Origin of the sequence: Paenibacillus sp. FSL H3-0457 (assembly GCF_037981725.1) — a bacterium.
Classification (GTDB): domain Bacteria; phylum Bacillota; class Bacilli; order Paenibacillales; family Paenibacillaceae; genus Paenibacillus; species Paenibacillus amylolyticus.
Genome location: NZ_CP150283.1, coordinates 302518 through 320186 on the forward strand (window position 1 = coordinate 302518; position 17669 = coordinate 320186).

Sequence of the window (17669 nt, forward strand, 5' to 3'; positions counted from 1 at the left end):
GGGTTATGAAGAATTTGAAGTTATTTTAGACCAACTGGAATCAGGATGAACACGTCGGTTCTGCTGGCGGACGGAATGCATGATTGCACCATATTGTGTATGCTTATGGTATGTATTCCTTTCAGGAACGATGCAGGCCGGGGAAACGGCCATATTACACACAACAGGAGAGAGCATATGAAAATACTTACGTTAAACACACACGCTTGGGCGGAAGAGGATCAACTGAACAAGATCAGTCAGCTGGCTGATTTTATTAATACACATCAATTTGATGTGATCTCCATGCAGGAGGTCAACCAATCGATGCAGGAAGTCGCGCTTTCTGAAGAAGAACTGAAGATGTATTATGCTACTGAATCCGATGCTGTGATTAAAAAAGACAACTATGCCTACGTCCTGCTTCAGCAGCTGACAGAGCAATATTACTGGACGTGGATTCCGGCTCATGTCGGGTTTCAAAAATACGATGAAGGACTGGCGATCCTTAGCCGGACGCCAATTAAGCAGGCTTTTGGGGAATACGTGTCCCACATGCGGGATTATAACAACTATCGTACACGCAAAATTGTGGGAATCCAGACGGTCGTCCAAGGTGAAGCAACCTGGTTTGTGAATGGACACTATAACTGGTGGGATGATGCGCAGGAACCTTTCAAGGGACAGTGGGAGTTGACGGAGAGCAAGCTTGCCCCCTACATGGACCAGCCGTTATATATAATGGGTGATTTCAATAATGTCGCGGAAGTGCGTGGTGAAGGCTATGATTATATGATGAGCAAAGGCTGGAATGACCTGTACACCACAGCATTGCAAAAGGATGAAGGAGCAACCGTGGTGAAGGCCATTGCCGGCTGGGCAGATAACAAACGCGATCTTCGGATCGACTATATTTTCTCCAATCGTCCGATTCAGGCTAAATCTTCTACCGTGGTCTTGAATGGTAAAAACGGACCGGTCGTGTCTGACCATTTTGGCGTCGCTGTAGAGATATAACAGCCGTGTGAGCATAAACCGTAAAGGTGATATCACCGCAAGTACGAAACAAAGCCTCCGCTGACTTCCTGTAAAGGGAAGTGGCCGGAGGCTTTTCACATTATAAATCATTTGTTATGTACATTTCATATCGTTTGTTCTTTCTGTTGTGGAACTCTATTGTTATTCGAGCGCCAGCATCTGATGTACGAACTTTTTCAGATTCGCGCTTGTCTCACTAAGCTGTTCGATACTTTCCATGAACTCGGTAACAAGCTTGGCCTGATCCACTGTTGCGGTTGTAATCTGACCGATCTCCTGCTCCATATGTTTCATGGAATCTTGCACGCTGCCTAGGGACGATTCGATATCAGCTGCTGCTTGTTTCGTATGATCCGACAGTTTACGTACTTCACTGGCCACCACACCGAATCCGGCCCCCTGATCGCCCACACGGGCTGCCTCTATCATGGCGTTTAGTCCAAGCAGATTGGTTTGTTCCGATACTTCACGAATGACGTTTGTTACTTTACTTACACTGACCGAGTTCTCTGAAGCTTTTTTGGAATTGCGCAGAATCTCTTCCGATGTCGCGGAGAGTTCCTCGGAATGTGCCGCAATCTGCTGAATGCCGCCGACGAGCGCATTAATGGTTGTTTCGTTTTCACGGATCAGCGTTTCCAGTGTCATGTGACTATCCAGTGCGTAGTTCACACCCAATATACCCACGACCTGATCGTTCTCTTTAATAGGGATTAGAATGGCATCAAAAGGTCTGCCCTGCAGATCACCAGGCATGCGTGCCACGGTACGGGAATCTCTGTTAGTCAGCATTTTGAAATGTTTATAATCATCATGCAGCTCATCCCCAACCTTCACGCCAATCTCCAGACTTTTTGCTTCGGAAAAATACAATACTTTCTCATGATCATTAATGGATATGGATATGTCGTCACGGAACATTTGGCTAACAAAAGGCATAGCATTTACCAGAGATTCAAGAGTATTCAATGTGCATCTTTCCTTCCCGATACAAAAAGTGGAATTTTTCAATCTATATAAGTTGAACTAAAGATATATTCACACGTACACTCCGATGACAGAATAACCTTCCAATCGCTGTTATCCCCAGATTTTTTTGATTCCCTTTTCTCAAGGGAAAAATCCGGTGATAAAGGCGAACGCTTCGCTTTTTCAGTTTTTTTCTGTCCTCTACGTTTCTGTGTAAATGATTAGTTCAACATATATAGTTTCTATATCGGTAACATTTTCCGTTTTTTTGAATTAATGTCCCAATGAAGGTGTAATTGGCGAAGTAAAAACCGAATTTTCTGATTTTTTGAAAGCGTAATTAAAAATCTGTAGCCACCACCGAACATGTCAGTTATACTGGGATTATTATTCGGCTATTCAGAAGATAACCAAGGGACATACCTATTTCCCGGTAAGGGGATTACCCACCTAGGTTAAGCGCTATACTTTATTACTGCATATTAGTTTAGTGCTCTAGTGTGGACGGTATGAATGCTATGATATAAGACTTTATTTCAACAGAAGAAGGATGTGTGCCATCGATGACGACCTATTTCAGTGAACCGCAGAGCATGTATTACCGATTTGGAGAAGATCAGGATCAGGTGTTGAAGGTACTGGCCGAGAGGTATATTGGAGCCAATGCGCAGGCTGATTTTGTATATCGGGTATTCCAGAAGTCTGGTATTTTGCAAAATGAAAAAGGGCTTTATGATCTGAATTTAGGTAAACGCTTTCCTGATGCGCCTAAAGACCATATATCCTACGCAGCTGCATTGGTTTGGGGGGACGAGGACCGGAATCTGGACGTGTTGGTCCGCTGTTATGGGCCTGTTCGTTTCTATTTCAATGAGCAGTTGGTCTATCGCTCTACCGTAATGGATGAGATTAGTCCAGACGCAACGGTGAAGCTCAGCATCGATATCAAGCCTGGTTGGAACACCATTTGGCTGGAGATGAAAAACACCCCTGCCGGATTTGGCTGCCAATTTGGGTCAGATGAAGGAAAAGTGCGAATTTTGAATGTATATGCTCCATTTCAGGAGAGACAGGGGCAAGCGGGGTGGGTGTTCTCCCAACCGAACCCAGCCACGAGTAAACAACCGGACCTGCTTGGAAAAGAATCAGACGTCAGCTTGAACTGGCTGCCTGAGACAGGCTGGTCTGATGAAGATAAAACCAAGCCAGCTTTCGAGCGAATATACGGAAATCTTGCTGGTAAGCATGCTTATGCTTGGACCCACCTGAACAATAACGATTCAACCGGGAATGCAGTGCGATTGTCAGGTCAATCTTCCGGTTCTCTAAGTATATGGATTAGCGGCAAGCCTGTGGCGCAAGTGAAGGAAGCGGGCCCGTTCGAGGTGGATGTACCAGCTTCTTTTGGGCGGAGTGACCTGCTTGTCCGAAGTGAATATGACGATACGGCTGGACCTTGGCATTTTAATTTGAACGCAACCGTGTCGGGTAAGCCGCTCTCACTGGAACTTCCTCAGCGTGTGCACGGAGCTAATGGAGAGTCTTGGTTATATGTTGGACCTTTTGAGTCGGAGGTTGAACCGGACTTGGCGGATCTGACTCGAACGGACCGAGTGTATCAAACGGGTCTAGAACAGACGTATTGGCGCTTAGATCGACCGGATGCTTGGATCAGACCTTATTATGAGAACGCGATGTTAAGCAACAAATGGACAGTGGGCAGTGTGACCAATTATGGTCGCTGGGATTATCCATTGGGTGTCACTGTATATGGTCTACTACGGACGGGGCGTTATTTGCAAAGACCGGACATTACACGTTATGCGGCTGAGCATGTGCAGGCATGTACCCAGATGTATGAATACTCCTTATGGGATCGGGAGCAGTATGGTTTCCCGGCAGTCAATCAACAATTGGTCATGCTGAAAATGCTGGATAACTGTGGTTCTTTTGGTTCGGCCATGCTAGAAGCGTATTCAGAGTGTCATGAACCAACGTTTCTTCCGATTGCTGAACGGATTGCAGATTTCATGCTTTCCCGCCTGGAACGGCAGGAGGATGGTGCATTTTATCGCACATGTGTAGGGGAGTATGCCGAGAATACCATGTGGGCAGATGACCTCTATATGAGCACGCCGTTTCTCGTTCGTTATGCACGGGTGACAGGCAACTCAGCCGCATTGGATGAAGCCGCCAGACAATTTTCACTGTATCGGAAGTATCTGTTTATGCCTGAGTTCAAGATCATGTCCCATGTGTATGATTTCAAATACGGACAGGCAACGCAGATTCCATGGGGACGGGGAAATGGCTGGACACTGTTTTCCTTGACAGAGGTATTGGAAGCTTTGCCAACAGAGCATCCCGAGCGCCCAGCCTTAATAGATTTCTTCAATGAGCTGTGTGAGGGGTACGCAGCGCTTCAAGGGGAAAGTGGGTTGTGGCATCAGGTGTTGAATGTTCCGCAGACGTATGAAGAAGCCTCCTGCACGGCGATGTTTGCCTATGGTTTTGCGAGAGGTGTACGCTTTGGCTGGTTCAAAGACCCTGAAGTTTACGTCACAGCTGCCGAGCGGGCTTGGAAGGGACTTATCTGCAAAGCCATTGATCGTCAAGGGAGTGTGCATGGCGTGTGTAGCGGATCACGATATGCGTTTACGGCAGAGTATTATGATCAGGACTTGCGTACCGTTACCAATGACAATCACGGAATAGGCATTATGATGCTGGCAGGAACTGAAGTAGCAAAAATGAAGAAACATCTGGCTGAACACAGGGTGTCTTCACCTGCCGTCTCACATTCCTGACAGACCGCCGAGGTCTGATTTTCATACTATCGTTTCTATACAACAGTCTTCTGCTCCACGTAATACGGTTGTATATCCGTAATCATATTTGAGACGGGATCATCACCGCCGGGAATATCATTCCTGGTGGTTTTTGATTCCTGTAACTCCTTACTTTTTTGACAGGAAAGCTTACTTTTGTTTATGTCATGTACAGTAATAGACCGATACAATAGGTTTTGTAAGCGATTCCATAAATGCAAAAAGGGGAGGAAATTCATTTATGATGATTACAAAAAAGTGGGTAACCCTGTTCTGTCTGTCCCTGTTATTGTTCGCTACAGCCTGTTCTGGAGGGGCCGCCGATACATCTTCTTCTTCTGGGGAAGCAAGTGGAAGTGAAGGAGATTCATCAGGCAAGATTGAACTGCGCATGACCTGGTGGGGATCACAGACCAGACATGATCTGACGACCAAAGTGATCCAATTGTTTGAAGAGAAACATCCGGGAATCACCATTAAACCTGAATATTCCGGTTGGGACGGTTACTTTGACAAGTTGACTACACAGGTAGCCGGTTCAAATGCACCAGATATCATCCAGATGGATTACGCCTTTTTGACTGACTTTGCCCGGCGTGGTGCCTTGCTTGACCTGACTCCGTTTGCAGAGAGCAAAGAGCTGCGGACAGAGGATCATGATCAGAGCATGATTACAGCCGGTTCGATTGACGATAAATTATATGCAATTACCCTCGGAGTTAACGCACCAGGTGTCATCTATGACGCCACCGTATTTCAGGAATTAGGTATAGAAGAACCACAAGAGAGCTGGACATGGAAGGATTTTGGGGATATTGCAACCAAGATCGCCGCAGCCAAAGGTGAGGGGTTCTATGGATCGGCAGACATTTCCGGTACAACGAACATGTTTGAAGTGTTTATTCGGCAATCCGGGAAAGGATTGTTCGACGGTGGCACAATGACAGCTACCAGCGAGGAGCTTCAACAATGGTTCGATATGTGGAGCGCACTACGCGAGAATGGTGGAGTGACTACAGCGGAGATAACGGCATCCACAACCAATGCGCTGGAGACACGACCGATCTCACTGGGCACAGCCGCCATGGACTTTGCATGGTCCAATCAATTGCTGACATTCCAGCAGGTGAACAAAAACCAGGATCATAAGCTTGGCATACAAGTGCTTCCGCATGGTGTAGGTGAAAAGCAAATCGGTGAATATCTGAAACCAGGCCAGTTCCTCTCCGGTTATGGTAAAACCAAACATCCAAAGGAAGTTGCCATGTTCATTGATTTCATGGTCAATGATCCAGAAGCAACCGCTATTCTTGGTTCTGAACGTGGGGTGCCGGTCAATTCCAGCATTCGTGAACAGATGCAGCCTACGCTGCCGGAAGCGGAGCAAACCATTTTCCAATTTATCGATACTGTATCGAAGAACTCCAGCGAGATTGACCCGCCATACCCGCAAGGATTTGCTGAAGTGGACACAAGTTTCAAGAGCGCAAGCGAGCAGATCGCCTTCGGTCAAGGTAATACTCCAGATGTCATTGCCCAGTTTATTGAAGGAGCCAAGGCTACGCTTGGATCGAGTCAATAATGATTGAAACTGTCTCACACTTCTAATTCTGCGGGGAGGTTGCGAAGATGACGACATCACAGGTCAGTCAAGCCCGAATCGAGCGTGTAACTACCCGGCGGGTAAAACGGAGATATGCGCATAATGGAGCCGCACTTCTGTTTCTCGCCCCATGGCTTGTCGGATTGTTATTCCTTACCCTAGGTCCAATGTTGGTATCGTTATACATCTCGTTCACCGATTACAGTATCCTGGCCGCCCCTTCCTGGGTCGGTCTGGATAACTACACCACGATGTTTACATCGGATAAACTGTTCACCCAGTCGCTCAAAGTCACCTTCACGTATGTCGCTGTATCCGTACCGGTAAAATTGATTTTCGCGCTGCTTGTAGCGATGTTGCTCAACAAAGGGATTCGAGGGCTCGGTATTTACCGGACGGTGTATTACATCCCGACATTGCTTGGAGGTAGCGTGGCGATTGCGATGTTGTGGCGTAAAATGCTGGGTGGGGACGGGCTACTCAATAGTGTGCTTGCCATGGTAGGCATTAAAGCGCCCGATTGGGTAGCGAATCCGAAGTATGCTCTGTACTCCATCGTGCTGTTATCCGTGTGGCAGTTCGGATCGTCGATGATTATTTTCCTGGCAGGCCTGAAGCAGATTCCACCCGAGTATGATGAAGCCTCAGCGGTAGATGGTGCAGGTCCTCTGCGGAGATTCTTCTATATAACGTTGCCGATTCTGTCACCCGTTATCTTCTTCAATCTTGTCATGCAGCTGATTACATCCTTTCAATCGTTCACGCAGGCTTTTGTTATCAGTAATGGTAGCGGAGGGCCAGTGAACTCAACCTTAATGTACTCTCTGTATCTGTACAAAAAAGGATTTTCATTCTTTCAGATGGGCTATGCTTCTGCGATGGCCTGGGTGCTGGTCATCCTGATTGGCGTATTTACATTGCTCGTATTCCGCAGTAGCAAGCTGTGGGTGCACTATGAGGATGGTGGGAAATCATGATTGGACAACGGAACTCTACAGCATGGGTCGTCAGCAAACATGTGTTGATCTCAGGCATCGCCTTTGTCATGCTCTACCCGATCCTCTGGATGCTGGGCAGCTCATTCAAACCGGGACATATGATCTTTACAGAGACCTGGTTTTGGCCACAGGAATGGAATTGGCAAAATTACATGAATGGCTGGTCGGGAATTCAGGGCAACCCGTTCGCCCGCTTTCTGACCAACTCTGTCATCCTGTCGCTTGGCGCCGTGCTGGGCAATGTCATCTCCTGCTCTATGGCTGCATATGCCTTCGCCCGACTAAATTTTCGTTTCAAAGCCATCTGTTTCGGACTGATGCTTATGACGATCATGCTGCCCCATCATGTGACGCTGATCCCGCAGTATATTCTCTTCAACCACCTGGAGTGGGTGAATACGTATCTGCCGCTTGTGGTGCCAAAATGGCTGGCGACCGACGCCTTCTTCATTTTTCTCATGGTGCAGTTCTTCCGGGGATTGCCCAAAGAGCTGGATGAGGCAGCAACCATTGATGGATGCGGTCCTGTGAAAATTTACACCAAAATCATCATTCCGCTTGCTTTTCCAGCACTGGTTACTACGATGATCTTTACGTTCTTGTGGACATGGGACGACTTCTTCAGTCAGTTGATCTACCTGAGTGACGTTAGCAAATACACCGTGCCGCTAGGTCTGCGCCTGTTCCTTGATTCCAGCTCTCAATCCGATTGGGGCCCGATGTTTGCCATGTCGGTGTTGTCGCTGGTGCCATGTTTTATCGTATTTATCGTGTGTCAAAAGTACTTCGTGGAAGGAATCGCGACCTCTGGGCTCAAAGGGTAATTCCAAGACGAAACGAGTTGATTTTTCCATGAGGAAAGGAAGATGGTCTTCATTTATTAATCAAAAGCTGCAACAAAGCAAGCTCTCCACGTTGATGGTGACTTGCTTTATTGCGTTTAATCTCCTGCTCGTCTCGGTTGTGGTCTGGCTGGCATATCAGTCTTTCTCAGCAGTCACCTTTGCCGAGATTAGCAAAGCACGCCTGGCTCTTCTGAACGAAAGCACACGTCGGGGATTTGATTTCATCACAGGGGTAACCGGAACTTCCTATGCTTTGGCAAGCAATCGGGAACTGTCCAGTCTGCTCGAAACGGCTGATACGGGCAGGCTTGCACAGATTCACCAGCGGAGAGAGGTCTCTCGAATTCTAGATCATACCATGGTCGTGAGTGAAGGCATCACTTCCATCGAACTGTATACGGATGCCTTTAATGAAGTGACAGTGACTATGGCTGATCGCATATTTCCGGTGAACACCATCGCACACGACTCTTGGTTTGCTACGCTGGAAAAGGCTGATGCGGCTTGGGTTCCGCTGCGTGAGAACGAATCTGGCCAATCCCTGGTCGGATACGCCCAACGGATTTTCGACAGTCGTGGCGGGACGGTTGCCTATGTGCTCATTCGACTGAGTAGAGCCGACATCGTACGCAGGTTTGCTGATGTACCCATGGTGCTTGATGGAAAAGTCCTGTTGGTAGATACGGCTGGTAATGTCGTAATGCAGATGGGGAGAGTTGATCCAACAGGGGAGAATGAACGAGCGGATCGAAGAAATGAAGCGAGTACAGTACAGGAAACGGGGGAAGCTGTAAATTCATCTTCTTCTATTATAGATAGTGCATGGATTCAGGAACATGTCCAGCATGGTGCAGACGGGTACGAAGTAGTTTCCGGCCAACCCGGAGGTGCTCAATTGGTGCTGTACTCCAGGCCAGCTATGCTTCAGTGGCGCCTCGTACAGACTATTCCGGTATATACACTGTTATCTCCGCTCAGACAAGCGGGCTGGCAGATCCTCGGCATCGCCGTGCTGGGACTATTATGCTCAGCTGTGCTGGCGTACCTGTTTGTAAGGCAGATCATCCGACCTTTGCGACAATTAATCAAGCGAATGAGACAACTGGAGAAAGGGGACTTCGATACCCGGGTCCAACTTTCGTTTACGGAGGAATATGCCCACTTGGCTTATGGCTTCAATCACATGGCTTCACAGCTCACGATGCTGATGGAACAGGTGAAGGATGAGAGCCGGGCTAAGCGTGAAGCCCAGACGGGCTTGCTTGAGGCCCAGATCAAACCCCATTTTCTATACAACACCCTCGACATGATCCACTGGCGCGCACTTGATTACGAAGCCAAGGATATCAGTCGCATGATTGTACAACTCAGTAAGCTGTTACGGATCGGACTGAGTGGAGGGAGACTGTTTATACGGGTTCGTGATGAGTTGGAACATGCCCGTTGCTACGTTAACATCCAGTCAGAGCGGCTACCGTTCTCCATTCAATATCAGGAGCAGATCGATCCGCATATTCGCGGTTGTTACATTCCCAAGATCATTTTGCAGCCCTTCATCGAAAATGCCGTTATGCACGGGCACCCTGAAGAAGGCACACTTCGAATTCAGGTGCATATGCACGAAGTGGTTGGCCCGCATGAGGATATCGTCATTCGTATCACGGATAATGGGCGGGGGTTGCCGGAGGGGTGGAAACTCGAAGAGACGTGTGGCATCGGCGTACGGAATGTACATCAGCGCATCCAGCTTTATTGTGGGAAGAGGTATGGTGTTCAACTGAGCGATAGAGAGTCAGGTGGAGTGGAAGTGACCATTACGCTGCCGCGTATTGAGACCGACGAGCAATTAAATCTATGGCTGGACGGTGAAAAATGATGAAGACCATTATGCTTGTTGATGACGATCCTCATATTGTAAAGGCATTAACAGATCATATCGATTGGCCTTCTCTGGGCCTCAGCATTGCAGGCACTGCTTCCAATGGCTTGGATGCGCTGGAGCTGTTTCACCGCATGCATCCAGATGTCGTTATGACTGACGTATATCTACCGGGGATGACCGGGCTTGAGATCACACAGACGTTGCGACGTGATCATCCCCACTTGCCGATCATCATTCTTAGTGGATATGACGAATTCGAGAACGCCCGGGCAGCCATGCGCTGGGGGGTGAATCACTTTTTGCTGAAGCCGGCAGAGGTTGAGGAGATTGAGTCTGTGCTGCGTGAGGTGTTACTGGAACAAGATGTGCGAGAGCGACATGAGCGACTGGAGCAGACGTACAAGCAGGAGGTCGGACGGGTACTTCCGTATTTGCGCAAACAATTTCTTCACGAACTGCTGACTACGCGATATCGGGCAGACGAGCTTCCCAAAGAACGCATGGACTATATAGGCATTCATATGTCCTCCCAGACACGCGCCATTAGTCTGCAACTGAATCGCCCCGTATTTTTGACACGAATGAAAGAACGGGATTGGCAACTTCTCCGCTATGGGGCGGCCGATATTATTCAGGAGACGGTGAAGGAGCAAGCGGCGCGCATGAATGGTCAGGTAGAGATTGTTGATTATTCGGATCAGGTATTTGTGTTGCTTCTATTAGGAGATAAAGATCATCTGGAAGAATGCCTGCCATTGGTGGAGAGGATGATCGATCAGATCTTTACGTATCTGAAAATTGAAGTGAGTGCTGGAATCGGAAGATCCAAGAGTCACCCATGTGAGGTGATAGATTCCTATCTCGAGAGCAGGGAAGCGGTGGAAAAAGCAGAGTTTCAAGGTGGAAGTCGTATCTACCACTATGAAACATCAGAGGAAACAGAACCAAGTGTGACCGATTATTCATTATTGCTTCGTCAATGGAACGAGGCTTGGGCGGATATTCGACCTGACTTGGCGGAAGAGGTATGGCATCATATTTGCCTTTTGCTGAAAGAGGGGAAATGTGTTGGGATACAGGATGTACAGGTTGTGGCGGTCAGTCTGTTTGACACGTTGATGCATAGCTGGAACCGACTTCATCCTATGTTAGCGCCGCCGTTGGCGATGAGTGATTTTTTGCGTGAAATTCAATCGAAATATGCTTTGCATGATCTGGTAAACTGGATGGATCGTATTATCTGCGACTGGCTGGAACAGATACGTAAGGAGATGGGCGAGAAGAAAAGCAATAAACTTATCGAGCAGGTGAAACAGTATGTAGAGCTTCATTACGCCGAAGAGATTAGTTTTGAAGCGATCGCCAAGGGGCTGTTTGTACATCCGAAGTATCTGAGTCAACTGTTCAAAAGGGTGACCGGTGAGAATTTCGTGAGTTATTTGAACGGGTACCGGATTCAGAGGGCGTTGGAACTGTTGCAGTCGGGACATTACATGGTATATGAGGTGAGCGAGATGACGGGGTTCCGTAATGCAACGTATTTTAGCCAGGTGTTCAAAATGCTTACGGGCAAGAGTCCGTCTGAGGTGGGGTAGAGCGATACAGGTATAGTAATTAAATAAAGTGGAAGAGGAGGTATGGTTCTTATGATGATCGATCAGCAGGAATATTACATTAAAGGCTTATCTTACTCCATTAGATCGGCAGAGGAAAAGGATGCTGAGGCCTTGTCTTCACTACGTGTACAAATCGATGGGGAAACCGAGAACATGGATCGTGAAGAGGGCGAGGCGTATATCGACGCAGCCGGGTTTAGGCGGATCATCCATTTGGACACTGAGAAGTCACGGAATCTGTTCCTTGTTGCTGTAGTAGCGGGTGAGATTGTGGGATACTCCCGATGTGAAGGTACAGAGCTGAAGCGCTTTTGCCATAAAGTTGAGTTCGGCGTGTGTGTATCCAGAGAGTTCTGGGGGCATGGGATTGGCAAGAACTTGTTAGAGAAGTCGATAGAATGGGCAGACCAGACTGGTGTAGAGAAGATGACGTTGAACGTGCTGGCATCCAATGAAAAGGCAATCAAGTTATACCAAAAGAGTGGCTTCGAGATCGAAGGTATTTTGAAAAAGGATCGTAGACACACGGATGGACAGTATCACAACACGATAGTGATGGGCATGTTCAGAGACTAATAGTATAAAAAGTGAAAAGCAGTAATGATGTTGAATGGGTCTATTCACAACCTATTATTGAGATAGATTAGACCGGTGAGTGTATATAGGATATAGTAAGAGGATATTGCCATTGGAAAAAGAGATTATGAAGAGATTGAATCAAATATATAATAAGTTTTCAGATGGGATATTTTACAAGTAGTAATTGTGTTGTGTATATGATATATTCTATTTCCGGCCAAAAAAACACGAGAAACAAAGTGCCGCAGGCAAAACAAATAAGCTTCGAAAGAAACTTGAAAAAAAGAGCTTGCTAAGTTGGTTCGGAAGTGTTATGATATAAAAGTTGCTGAGGAGAACGACGCTCGGTGACGAAAACAAGTTTGATCTTTGAAAACTGAACAACGAGTGAGTAAACATTCTGCTTGCAGAATGAACGCGAAAGTTTGAGACAAGCCTTGGCTTGGATCGACTGGAGCACAAATGAGATTTTTAATCTCGTCAGATTCAAAATGAGCTTATCGCTCTTTTCAATACTTTATTGGAGAGTTTGATCCTGGCTCAGGACGAACGCTGGCGGCATGCCTAATACATGCAAGTCGAGCGGAGTTGATAGGAAGCTTGCTTCCTTGATACTTAGCGGCGGACGGGTGAGTAACACGTAGGCAACCTGCCCTCAAGTTTGGGACAACTACCGGAAACGGTAGCTAATACCGAATAATTGTTTTCTTCGCCTGAAGGAAACTGGAAAGACGGAGCAATCTGTCACTTGGGGATGGGCCTGCGGCGCATTAGCTAGTTGGTGAGGTAACGGCTCACCAAGGCGACGATGCGTAGCCGACCTGAGAGGGTGATCGGCCACACTGGGACTGAGACACGGCCCAGACTCCTACGGGAGGCAGCAGTAGGGAATCTTCCGCAATGGGCGAAAGCCTGACGGAGCAATGCCGCGTGAGTGATGAAGGTTTTCGGATCGTAAAGCTCTGTTGCCAGGGAAGAACGCTTGGGAGAGTAACTGCTCTCAAGGTGACGGTACCTGAGAAGAAAGCCCCGGCTAACTACGTGCCAGCAGCCGCGGTAATACGTAGGGGGCAAGCGTTGTCCGGAATTATTGGGCGTAAAGCGCGCGCAGGCGGTCATTTAAGTCTGGTGTTTAATCCCGGGGCTCAACCCCGGATCGCACTGGAAACTGGGTGACTTGAGTGCAGAAGAGGAGAGTGGAATTCCACGTGTAGCGGTGAAATGCGTAGATATGTGGAGGAACACCAGTGGCGAAGGCGACTCTCTGGGCTGTAACTGACGCTGAGGCGCGAAAGCGTGGGGAGCAAACAGGATTAGATACCCTGGTAGTCCACGCCGTAAACGATGAGTGCTAGGTGTTAGGGGTTTCGATACCCTTGGTGCCGAAGTTAACACATTAAGCACTCCGCCTGGGGAGTACGGTCGCAAGACTGAAACTCAAAGGAATTGACGGGGACCCGCACAAGCAGTGGAGTATGTGGTTTAATTCGAAGCAACGCGAAGAACCTTACCAGGTCTTGACATCTGAATGACCGGTGCAGAGATGTACCTTTTCTTCGGAACATTCAAGACAGGTGGTGCATGGTTGTCGTCAGCTCGTGTCGTGAGATGTTGGGTTAAGTCCCGCAACGAGCGCAACCCTTATATTTAGTTGCCAGCACTTCGGGTGGGCACTCTAGATAGACTGCCGGTGACAAACCGGAGGAAGGTGGGGATGACGTCAAATCATCATGCCCCTTATGACCTGGGCTACACACGTACTACAATGGCCGGTACAACGGGCTGCGAAATCGCGAGATGGAGCCAATCCCAACAAAGCCGGTCTCAGTTCGGATTGCAGGCTGCAACTCGCCTGCATGAAGTCGGAATTGCTAGTAATCGCGGATCAGCATGCCGCGGTGAATACGTTCCCGGGTCTTGTACACACCGCCCGTCACACCACGAGAGTTTATAACACCCGAAGTCGGTGGGGTAACCGCAAGGAGCCAGCCGCCGAAGGTGGGATAGATGATTGGGGTGAAGTCGTAACAAGGTAGCCGTATCGGAAGGTGCGGCTGGATCACCTCCTTTCTATGGAGAATCGTTTCCTGCAACGGAAACATTCAAATATGCAGCTTAGCTGCAAAACACTCACTCGTTGTTCGGTTTTGAGAGCTCAAACTCTCAAAACAGCTTGCTTTTGCATGGAGCTTGTTCTTTGAAAACTAGATATCGAAACGAAACAAACGCGAATTAGAACATTCCTTTTTAGCTGAACTTGTGTTAAAACAAGTTTCAATAAAAACGGTAGATTGCACGTACGATGGTATCGAATGGGAGCGAATTTTGGCTTTGCGCAAGCAAAACAAGGGAAGCGAGCAGTCGAAACCGGAGCACGAGGTTAAGCTACTAAGAGCACACGGAGGATGCCTAGGCGCTAGGAGCCGATGAAGGACGTGGCGAACAACGAAACTGCCTCGGGGAGCTGTAAGCAAGCTTTGATCCGGGGGTGTCCGAATGGGGAAACCCAGCTGGGGTAATTTCCAGTTACTCACAACTGAATACATAGGTTGTGTAGAGGCATACCAGGGGAACTGAAACATCTAAGTACCCTGAGGAAGAGAAAACAATAGTGATTCCGTCAGTAGCGGCGAGCGAACGCGGAGAAGCCCAAACCAGAGAGCTTGCTCTTTGGGGTTGTGGGACGTCTCACATGGAGTTACAAAGGAACCGGTTAAGCGAAGAGGTCTGGAAAGGCCCGCCAAAGAAGGTAAAAGCCCTGTAGTTGAAAGTCTGTTCCCTCCGAGACGGATCCCGAGTAGTGCGGGGCACGTGAAACCCCGTATGAATCCGGCAGGACCATCTGCCAAGGCTAAATACTTCCTAGCGACCGATAGTGAAGCAGTACCGTGAGGGAAAGGTGAAAAGCACCCCGGAAGGGGAGTGAAATAGAACCTGAAACCGTGTGCTTACAAAAAGTCAGAGCCCGTTTTAGGGGTGATGGCGTGCCTTTTGTAGAATGAACCGGCGAGTTACGTTCCCGTGCAAGGTTAAGGTGAAGAGCCGGAGCCGCAGCGAAAGCGAGTCTGAATAGGGCGATGTAGTACGTGGACGTAGACCCGAAACCGGGTGATCTACCCCTGTCCAGGGTGAAGGTGCGGTAACACGCACTGGAGGCCCGAACCCACGCATGTTGAAAAATGCGGGGATGAGGTGGGGGTAGCGGAGAAATTCCAATCGAACTCGGAGATAGCTGGTTCTCCCCGAAATAGCTTTAGGGCTAGCCTCGGAAAACAGAGTCGTGGAGGTAGAGCACTGATTGGGTGCGGGGCCCGCAAGGGTTACCAAGCTCAGTCAAACTCCGAATGCCATAGACTTACTTCCGGGAGTCAGACAGTGAGTGCTAAGATCCATTGTCAAAAGGGAAACAGCCCAGACCATCAGCTAAGGTCCCCAAGTGTGTGTTAAGTGGGAAAGGATGTGGAGTTGCACAGACAACCAGGATGTTGGCTTAGAAGCAGCCACCATTGAAAGAGTGCGTAATAGCTCACTGGTCGAGTGACTCTGCGCCGAAAATGTAACGGGGCTAAACACACCACCGAAGCTATGGCTTGATGCTTTGCATCAGGGGTAGGGGAGCGTTGTATAAGGGTTGAAGGTGTACCGTAAGGAGCGCTGGACATTATACAAGTGAGAATGCCGGTATGAGTAACGAAAAGATCAGTGAGAATCTGATCCGCCGAAAGCCTAAGGGTTCCTGAGGAAGGCTCGTCCGCTCAGGGTAAGTCGGGACCTAAGGCGAGGCCGAAAGGCGTAGTCGAAGGACAACAGGTCGAAATTCCTGTACCACCGTAAGCCGTTATGAGCAATGGGGGGACGCAGTAGGGTAGTGACGCGGACTGATGGATGTCCGTCTAAGCAGTAAGGCTGATGTGTAGGCAAATCCGCACATTGTAAGGCTGAGCTGTGATGGGGAGCGAAAATTATAGTAGCGAAGGTCATGATCTCACACTGCCAAGAAAAGCCTCTAGCCAGGTGATGGTGCCCGTACCGCAAACCGACACAGGTAGGCGAGAAGAGTATTCTAAGGCGCGCGGAAGAACTCTCGTTAAGGAACTCGGCAAAATGACCCCGTAACTTCGGGAGAAGGGGTGCCCCGGTAGTGTGAATAGCACGAGGGGGCCGCAGTGAAAAGGCCCAAGCGACTGTTTAGCAAAAACACAGGTCTGTGCGAAGCCGTAAGGCGAAGTATACGGGCTGACGCCTGCCCGGTGCTGGAAGGTTAAGGGGAGTGGTTAGGAGCAATCCGAAGCTGTGAACCGAAGCCCCAGTAAACGGCGGCCGTAACTATAACGGTCCTAAGGTAGCGAAATTCCTTGTCAGGTAAATTCTGACCCGCACGAATGGCGTAACGACTTGGGCGCTGTCTCAACGAGAGATCCGGTGAAATTTTAATACCTGTGAAGATGCAGGTTACCCGCGACAAGACGGAAAGACCCCATGGAGCTTTACTGCAGCTTGATATTGAATTTGGGTACGATCTGTACAGGATAGGTGGGAGCCTTTGAAGCATGAGCGCCAGCTTGTGTGGAGGCAACGTTGGGATACCACCCTGATCGTATCTAGGTTCTAACCTAGTACCGTAATCCGGTGCGGGGACAGTGTCAGGTGGGCAGTTTGACTGGGGCGGTCGCCTCCTAAAGAGTAACGGAGGCGCCCAAAGGTTCCCTCAGAATGGTTGGAAATCATTCGAAGAGTGCAAAGGCATAAGGGAGCTTGACTGCGAGACCTACAAGTCGAGCAGGGACGAAAGTCGGGCTTAGTGATCCGGTGGTACCGCATGGAAGGGCCATCGCTCAACGGATAAAAGCTACCCTGGGGATAACAGGCTTATCTCCCCCAAGAGTCCACATCGACGGGGAGGTTTGGCACCTCGATGTCGGCTCATCGCATCCTGGGGCTGAAGTAGGTCCCAAGGGTTGGGCTGTTCGCCCATTAAAGCGGTACGCGAGCTGGGTTCAGAACGTCGTGAGACAGTTCGGTCCCTATCTGTCGTGGGCGTAGGAAATTTGAGAGGAGCTGTCCTTAGTACGAGAGGACCGGGATGGACGTACCGCTGGTGTACCAGTTGTTCCGCCAGGAGCACCGCTGGGTAGCTATGTACGGACGGGATAAACGCTGAAAGCATCTAAGCGTGAAGCCCCCCTCAAGATGAGATTTCCCAGTATGTAAGACCCCTTGAAGACGACGAGGTAGATAGGCTGGGGGTGGAAGTGCAGCAATGCATGGAGCTGACCAGTACTAATCGGTCGAGGGCTTATCCAATAGCAAGTTGTAATTCGCGTGTTTCGTT

9 protein-coding genes and 2 rRNA genes are annotated in these 17669 nt (G+C 48.8%); 10 read left to right on the top strand and 1 reads right to left on the bottom strand.

Annotated features, from left to right (window positions below; genetic code table 11):
• The first annotated feature begins 177 nt into the window (after positions 1–177).
• Positions 178–996 (top strand): endonuclease/exonuclease/phosphatase family protein, encoded by an 819-nt coding sequence (locus tag MHH25_RS01360; RefSeq protein ID WP_211083739.1) that lies wholly within the window; start codon positions 178–180, stop codon positions 994–996.
• Between the two features lie 162 nt (positions 997–1158).
• Here the strand turns inward: MHH25_RS01360 and MHH25_RS01365 are convergent, their stop codons facing one another.
• The gene (locus tag MHH25_RS01365) at positions 1159–1986 is read right to left on the bottom strand and encodes a methyl-accepting chemotaxis protein (RefSeq protein ID WP_017691152.1); all 828 of its coding nucleotides are present in this window, start codon (positions 1984–1986) and stop codon (positions 1159–1161) included.
• Positions 1987–2549: 563 nt separating this feature from the next.
• Here MHH25_RS01365 and MHH25_RS01370 point away from each other — a divergent pair.
• The 9 genes from MHH25_RS01370 (at position 2550) to MHH25_RS01410 (ending at position 17641) form a co-directional block, all read left to right on the top strand.
• Complete coding sequence (locus MHH25_RS01370) at positions 2550–4793, top strand: glycoside hydrolase family 88 protein (protein ID WP_340018932.1); 2244 nt, start codon at positions 2550–2552, stop codon at positions 4791–4793.
• A 262-nt stretch (positions 4794–5055) separates the two neighbouring features.
• On the top strand, positions 5056–6396 hold the full coding sequence (locus MHH25_RS01375) for an ABC transporter substrate-binding protein (protein ID WP_315371281.1): 1341 nt from the start codon (positions 5056–5058) through the stop codon (positions 6394–6396).
• Positions 6397–6443: 47 nt separating this feature from the next.
• A complete protein-coding gene (locus MHH25_RS01380) occupies positions 6444–7394 on the top strand; it encodes a sugar ABC transporter permease (RefSeq protein ID WP_036616398.1) in 951 nt (316 codons plus the stop codon).
• Complete coding sequence (locus MHH25_RS01385) at positions 7391–8239, top strand: carbohydrate ABC transporter permease (protein WP_100526499.1); 849 nt, start codon at positions 7391–7393, stop codon at positions 8237–8239. The genes MHH25_RS01380 and MHH25_RS01385 overlap by 4 nt, the downstream gene beginning before the upstream one ends.
• A gap of 28 nt (positions 8240–8267) precedes the next feature.
• Positions 8268–10136, top strand: coding sequence for a sensor histidine kinase (locus MHH25_RS01390; protein ID WP_340018933.1), 1869 nt, complete (start codon positions 8268–8270; stop codon positions 10134–10136).
• Positions 10133–11737 (top strand): response regulator, encoded by a 1605-nt coding sequence (locus tag MHH25_RS01395; RefSeq protein ID WP_340018934.1) that lies wholly within the window; start codon positions 10133–10135, stop codon positions 11735–11737. The genes MHH25_RS01390 and MHH25_RS01395 overlap by 4 nt, the downstream gene beginning before the upstream one ends.
• Positions 11738–11788: 51 nt before the next feature.
• The gene (locus MHH25_RS01400; protein WP_340018935.1) at positions 11789–12334 is read left to right on the top strand and encodes a GNAT family N-acetyltransferase; all 546 of its coding nucleotides are present in this window, start codon (positions 11789–11791) and stop codon (positions 12332–12334) included.
• A 520-nt stretch (positions 12335–12854) separates the two neighbouring features.
• Positions 12855–14407, top strand: a 16S ribosomal RNA gene (locus tag MHH25_RS01405).
• Positions 14408–14715: 308 nt separating this feature from the next.
• Positions 14716–17641 (top strand): 23S ribosomal RNA (locus MHH25_RS01410).
• Together the 16S and 23S rRNA genes form the textbook arrangement of a ribosomal RNA operon.
• The last annotated feature ends 28 nt before the right edge of the window (positions 17642–17669 follow it).

Bases quoted from the DNA above. Each gene is read 5' to 3' on its own strand.
- MHH25_RS01360 (WP_211083739.1), top strand. From the start codon at position 178: ATGAAAATACTTACGTTAAACACACACGCTTGGGCGGAAGAGGATCAA.
- MHH25_RS01370 (WP_340018932.1), top strand. From the start codon at position 2,550: ATGACGACCTATTTCAGTGAACCGCAGAGCATGTATTACCGATTTGGA.
- MHH25_RS01375 (WP_315371281.1), top strand. From the start codon at position 5,056: ATGATGATTACAAAAAAGTGGGTAACCCTGTTCTGTCTGTCCCTGTTA.
- MHH25_RS01380 (WP_036616398.1), top strand. From the start codon at position 6,444: ATGACGACATCACAGGTCAGTCAAGCCCGAATCGAGCGTGTAACTACC.
- MHH25_RS01385 (WP_100526499.1), top strand. From the start codon at position 7,391: ATGATTGGACAACGGAACTCTACAGCATGGGTCGTCAGCAAACATGTG.
- MHH25_RS01390 (WP_340018933.1), top strand. From the start codon at position 8,268: ATGAGGAAAGGAAGATGGTCTTCATTTATTAATCAAAAGCTGCAACAA.
- MHH25_RS01395 (WP_340018934.1), top strand. From the start codon at position 10,133: ATGATGAAGACCATTATGCTTGTTGATGACGATCCTCATATTGTAAAG.
- MHH25_RS01400 (WP_340018935.1), top strand. From the start codon at position 11,789: ATGATGATCGATCAGCAGGAATATTACATTAAAGGCTTATCTTACTCC.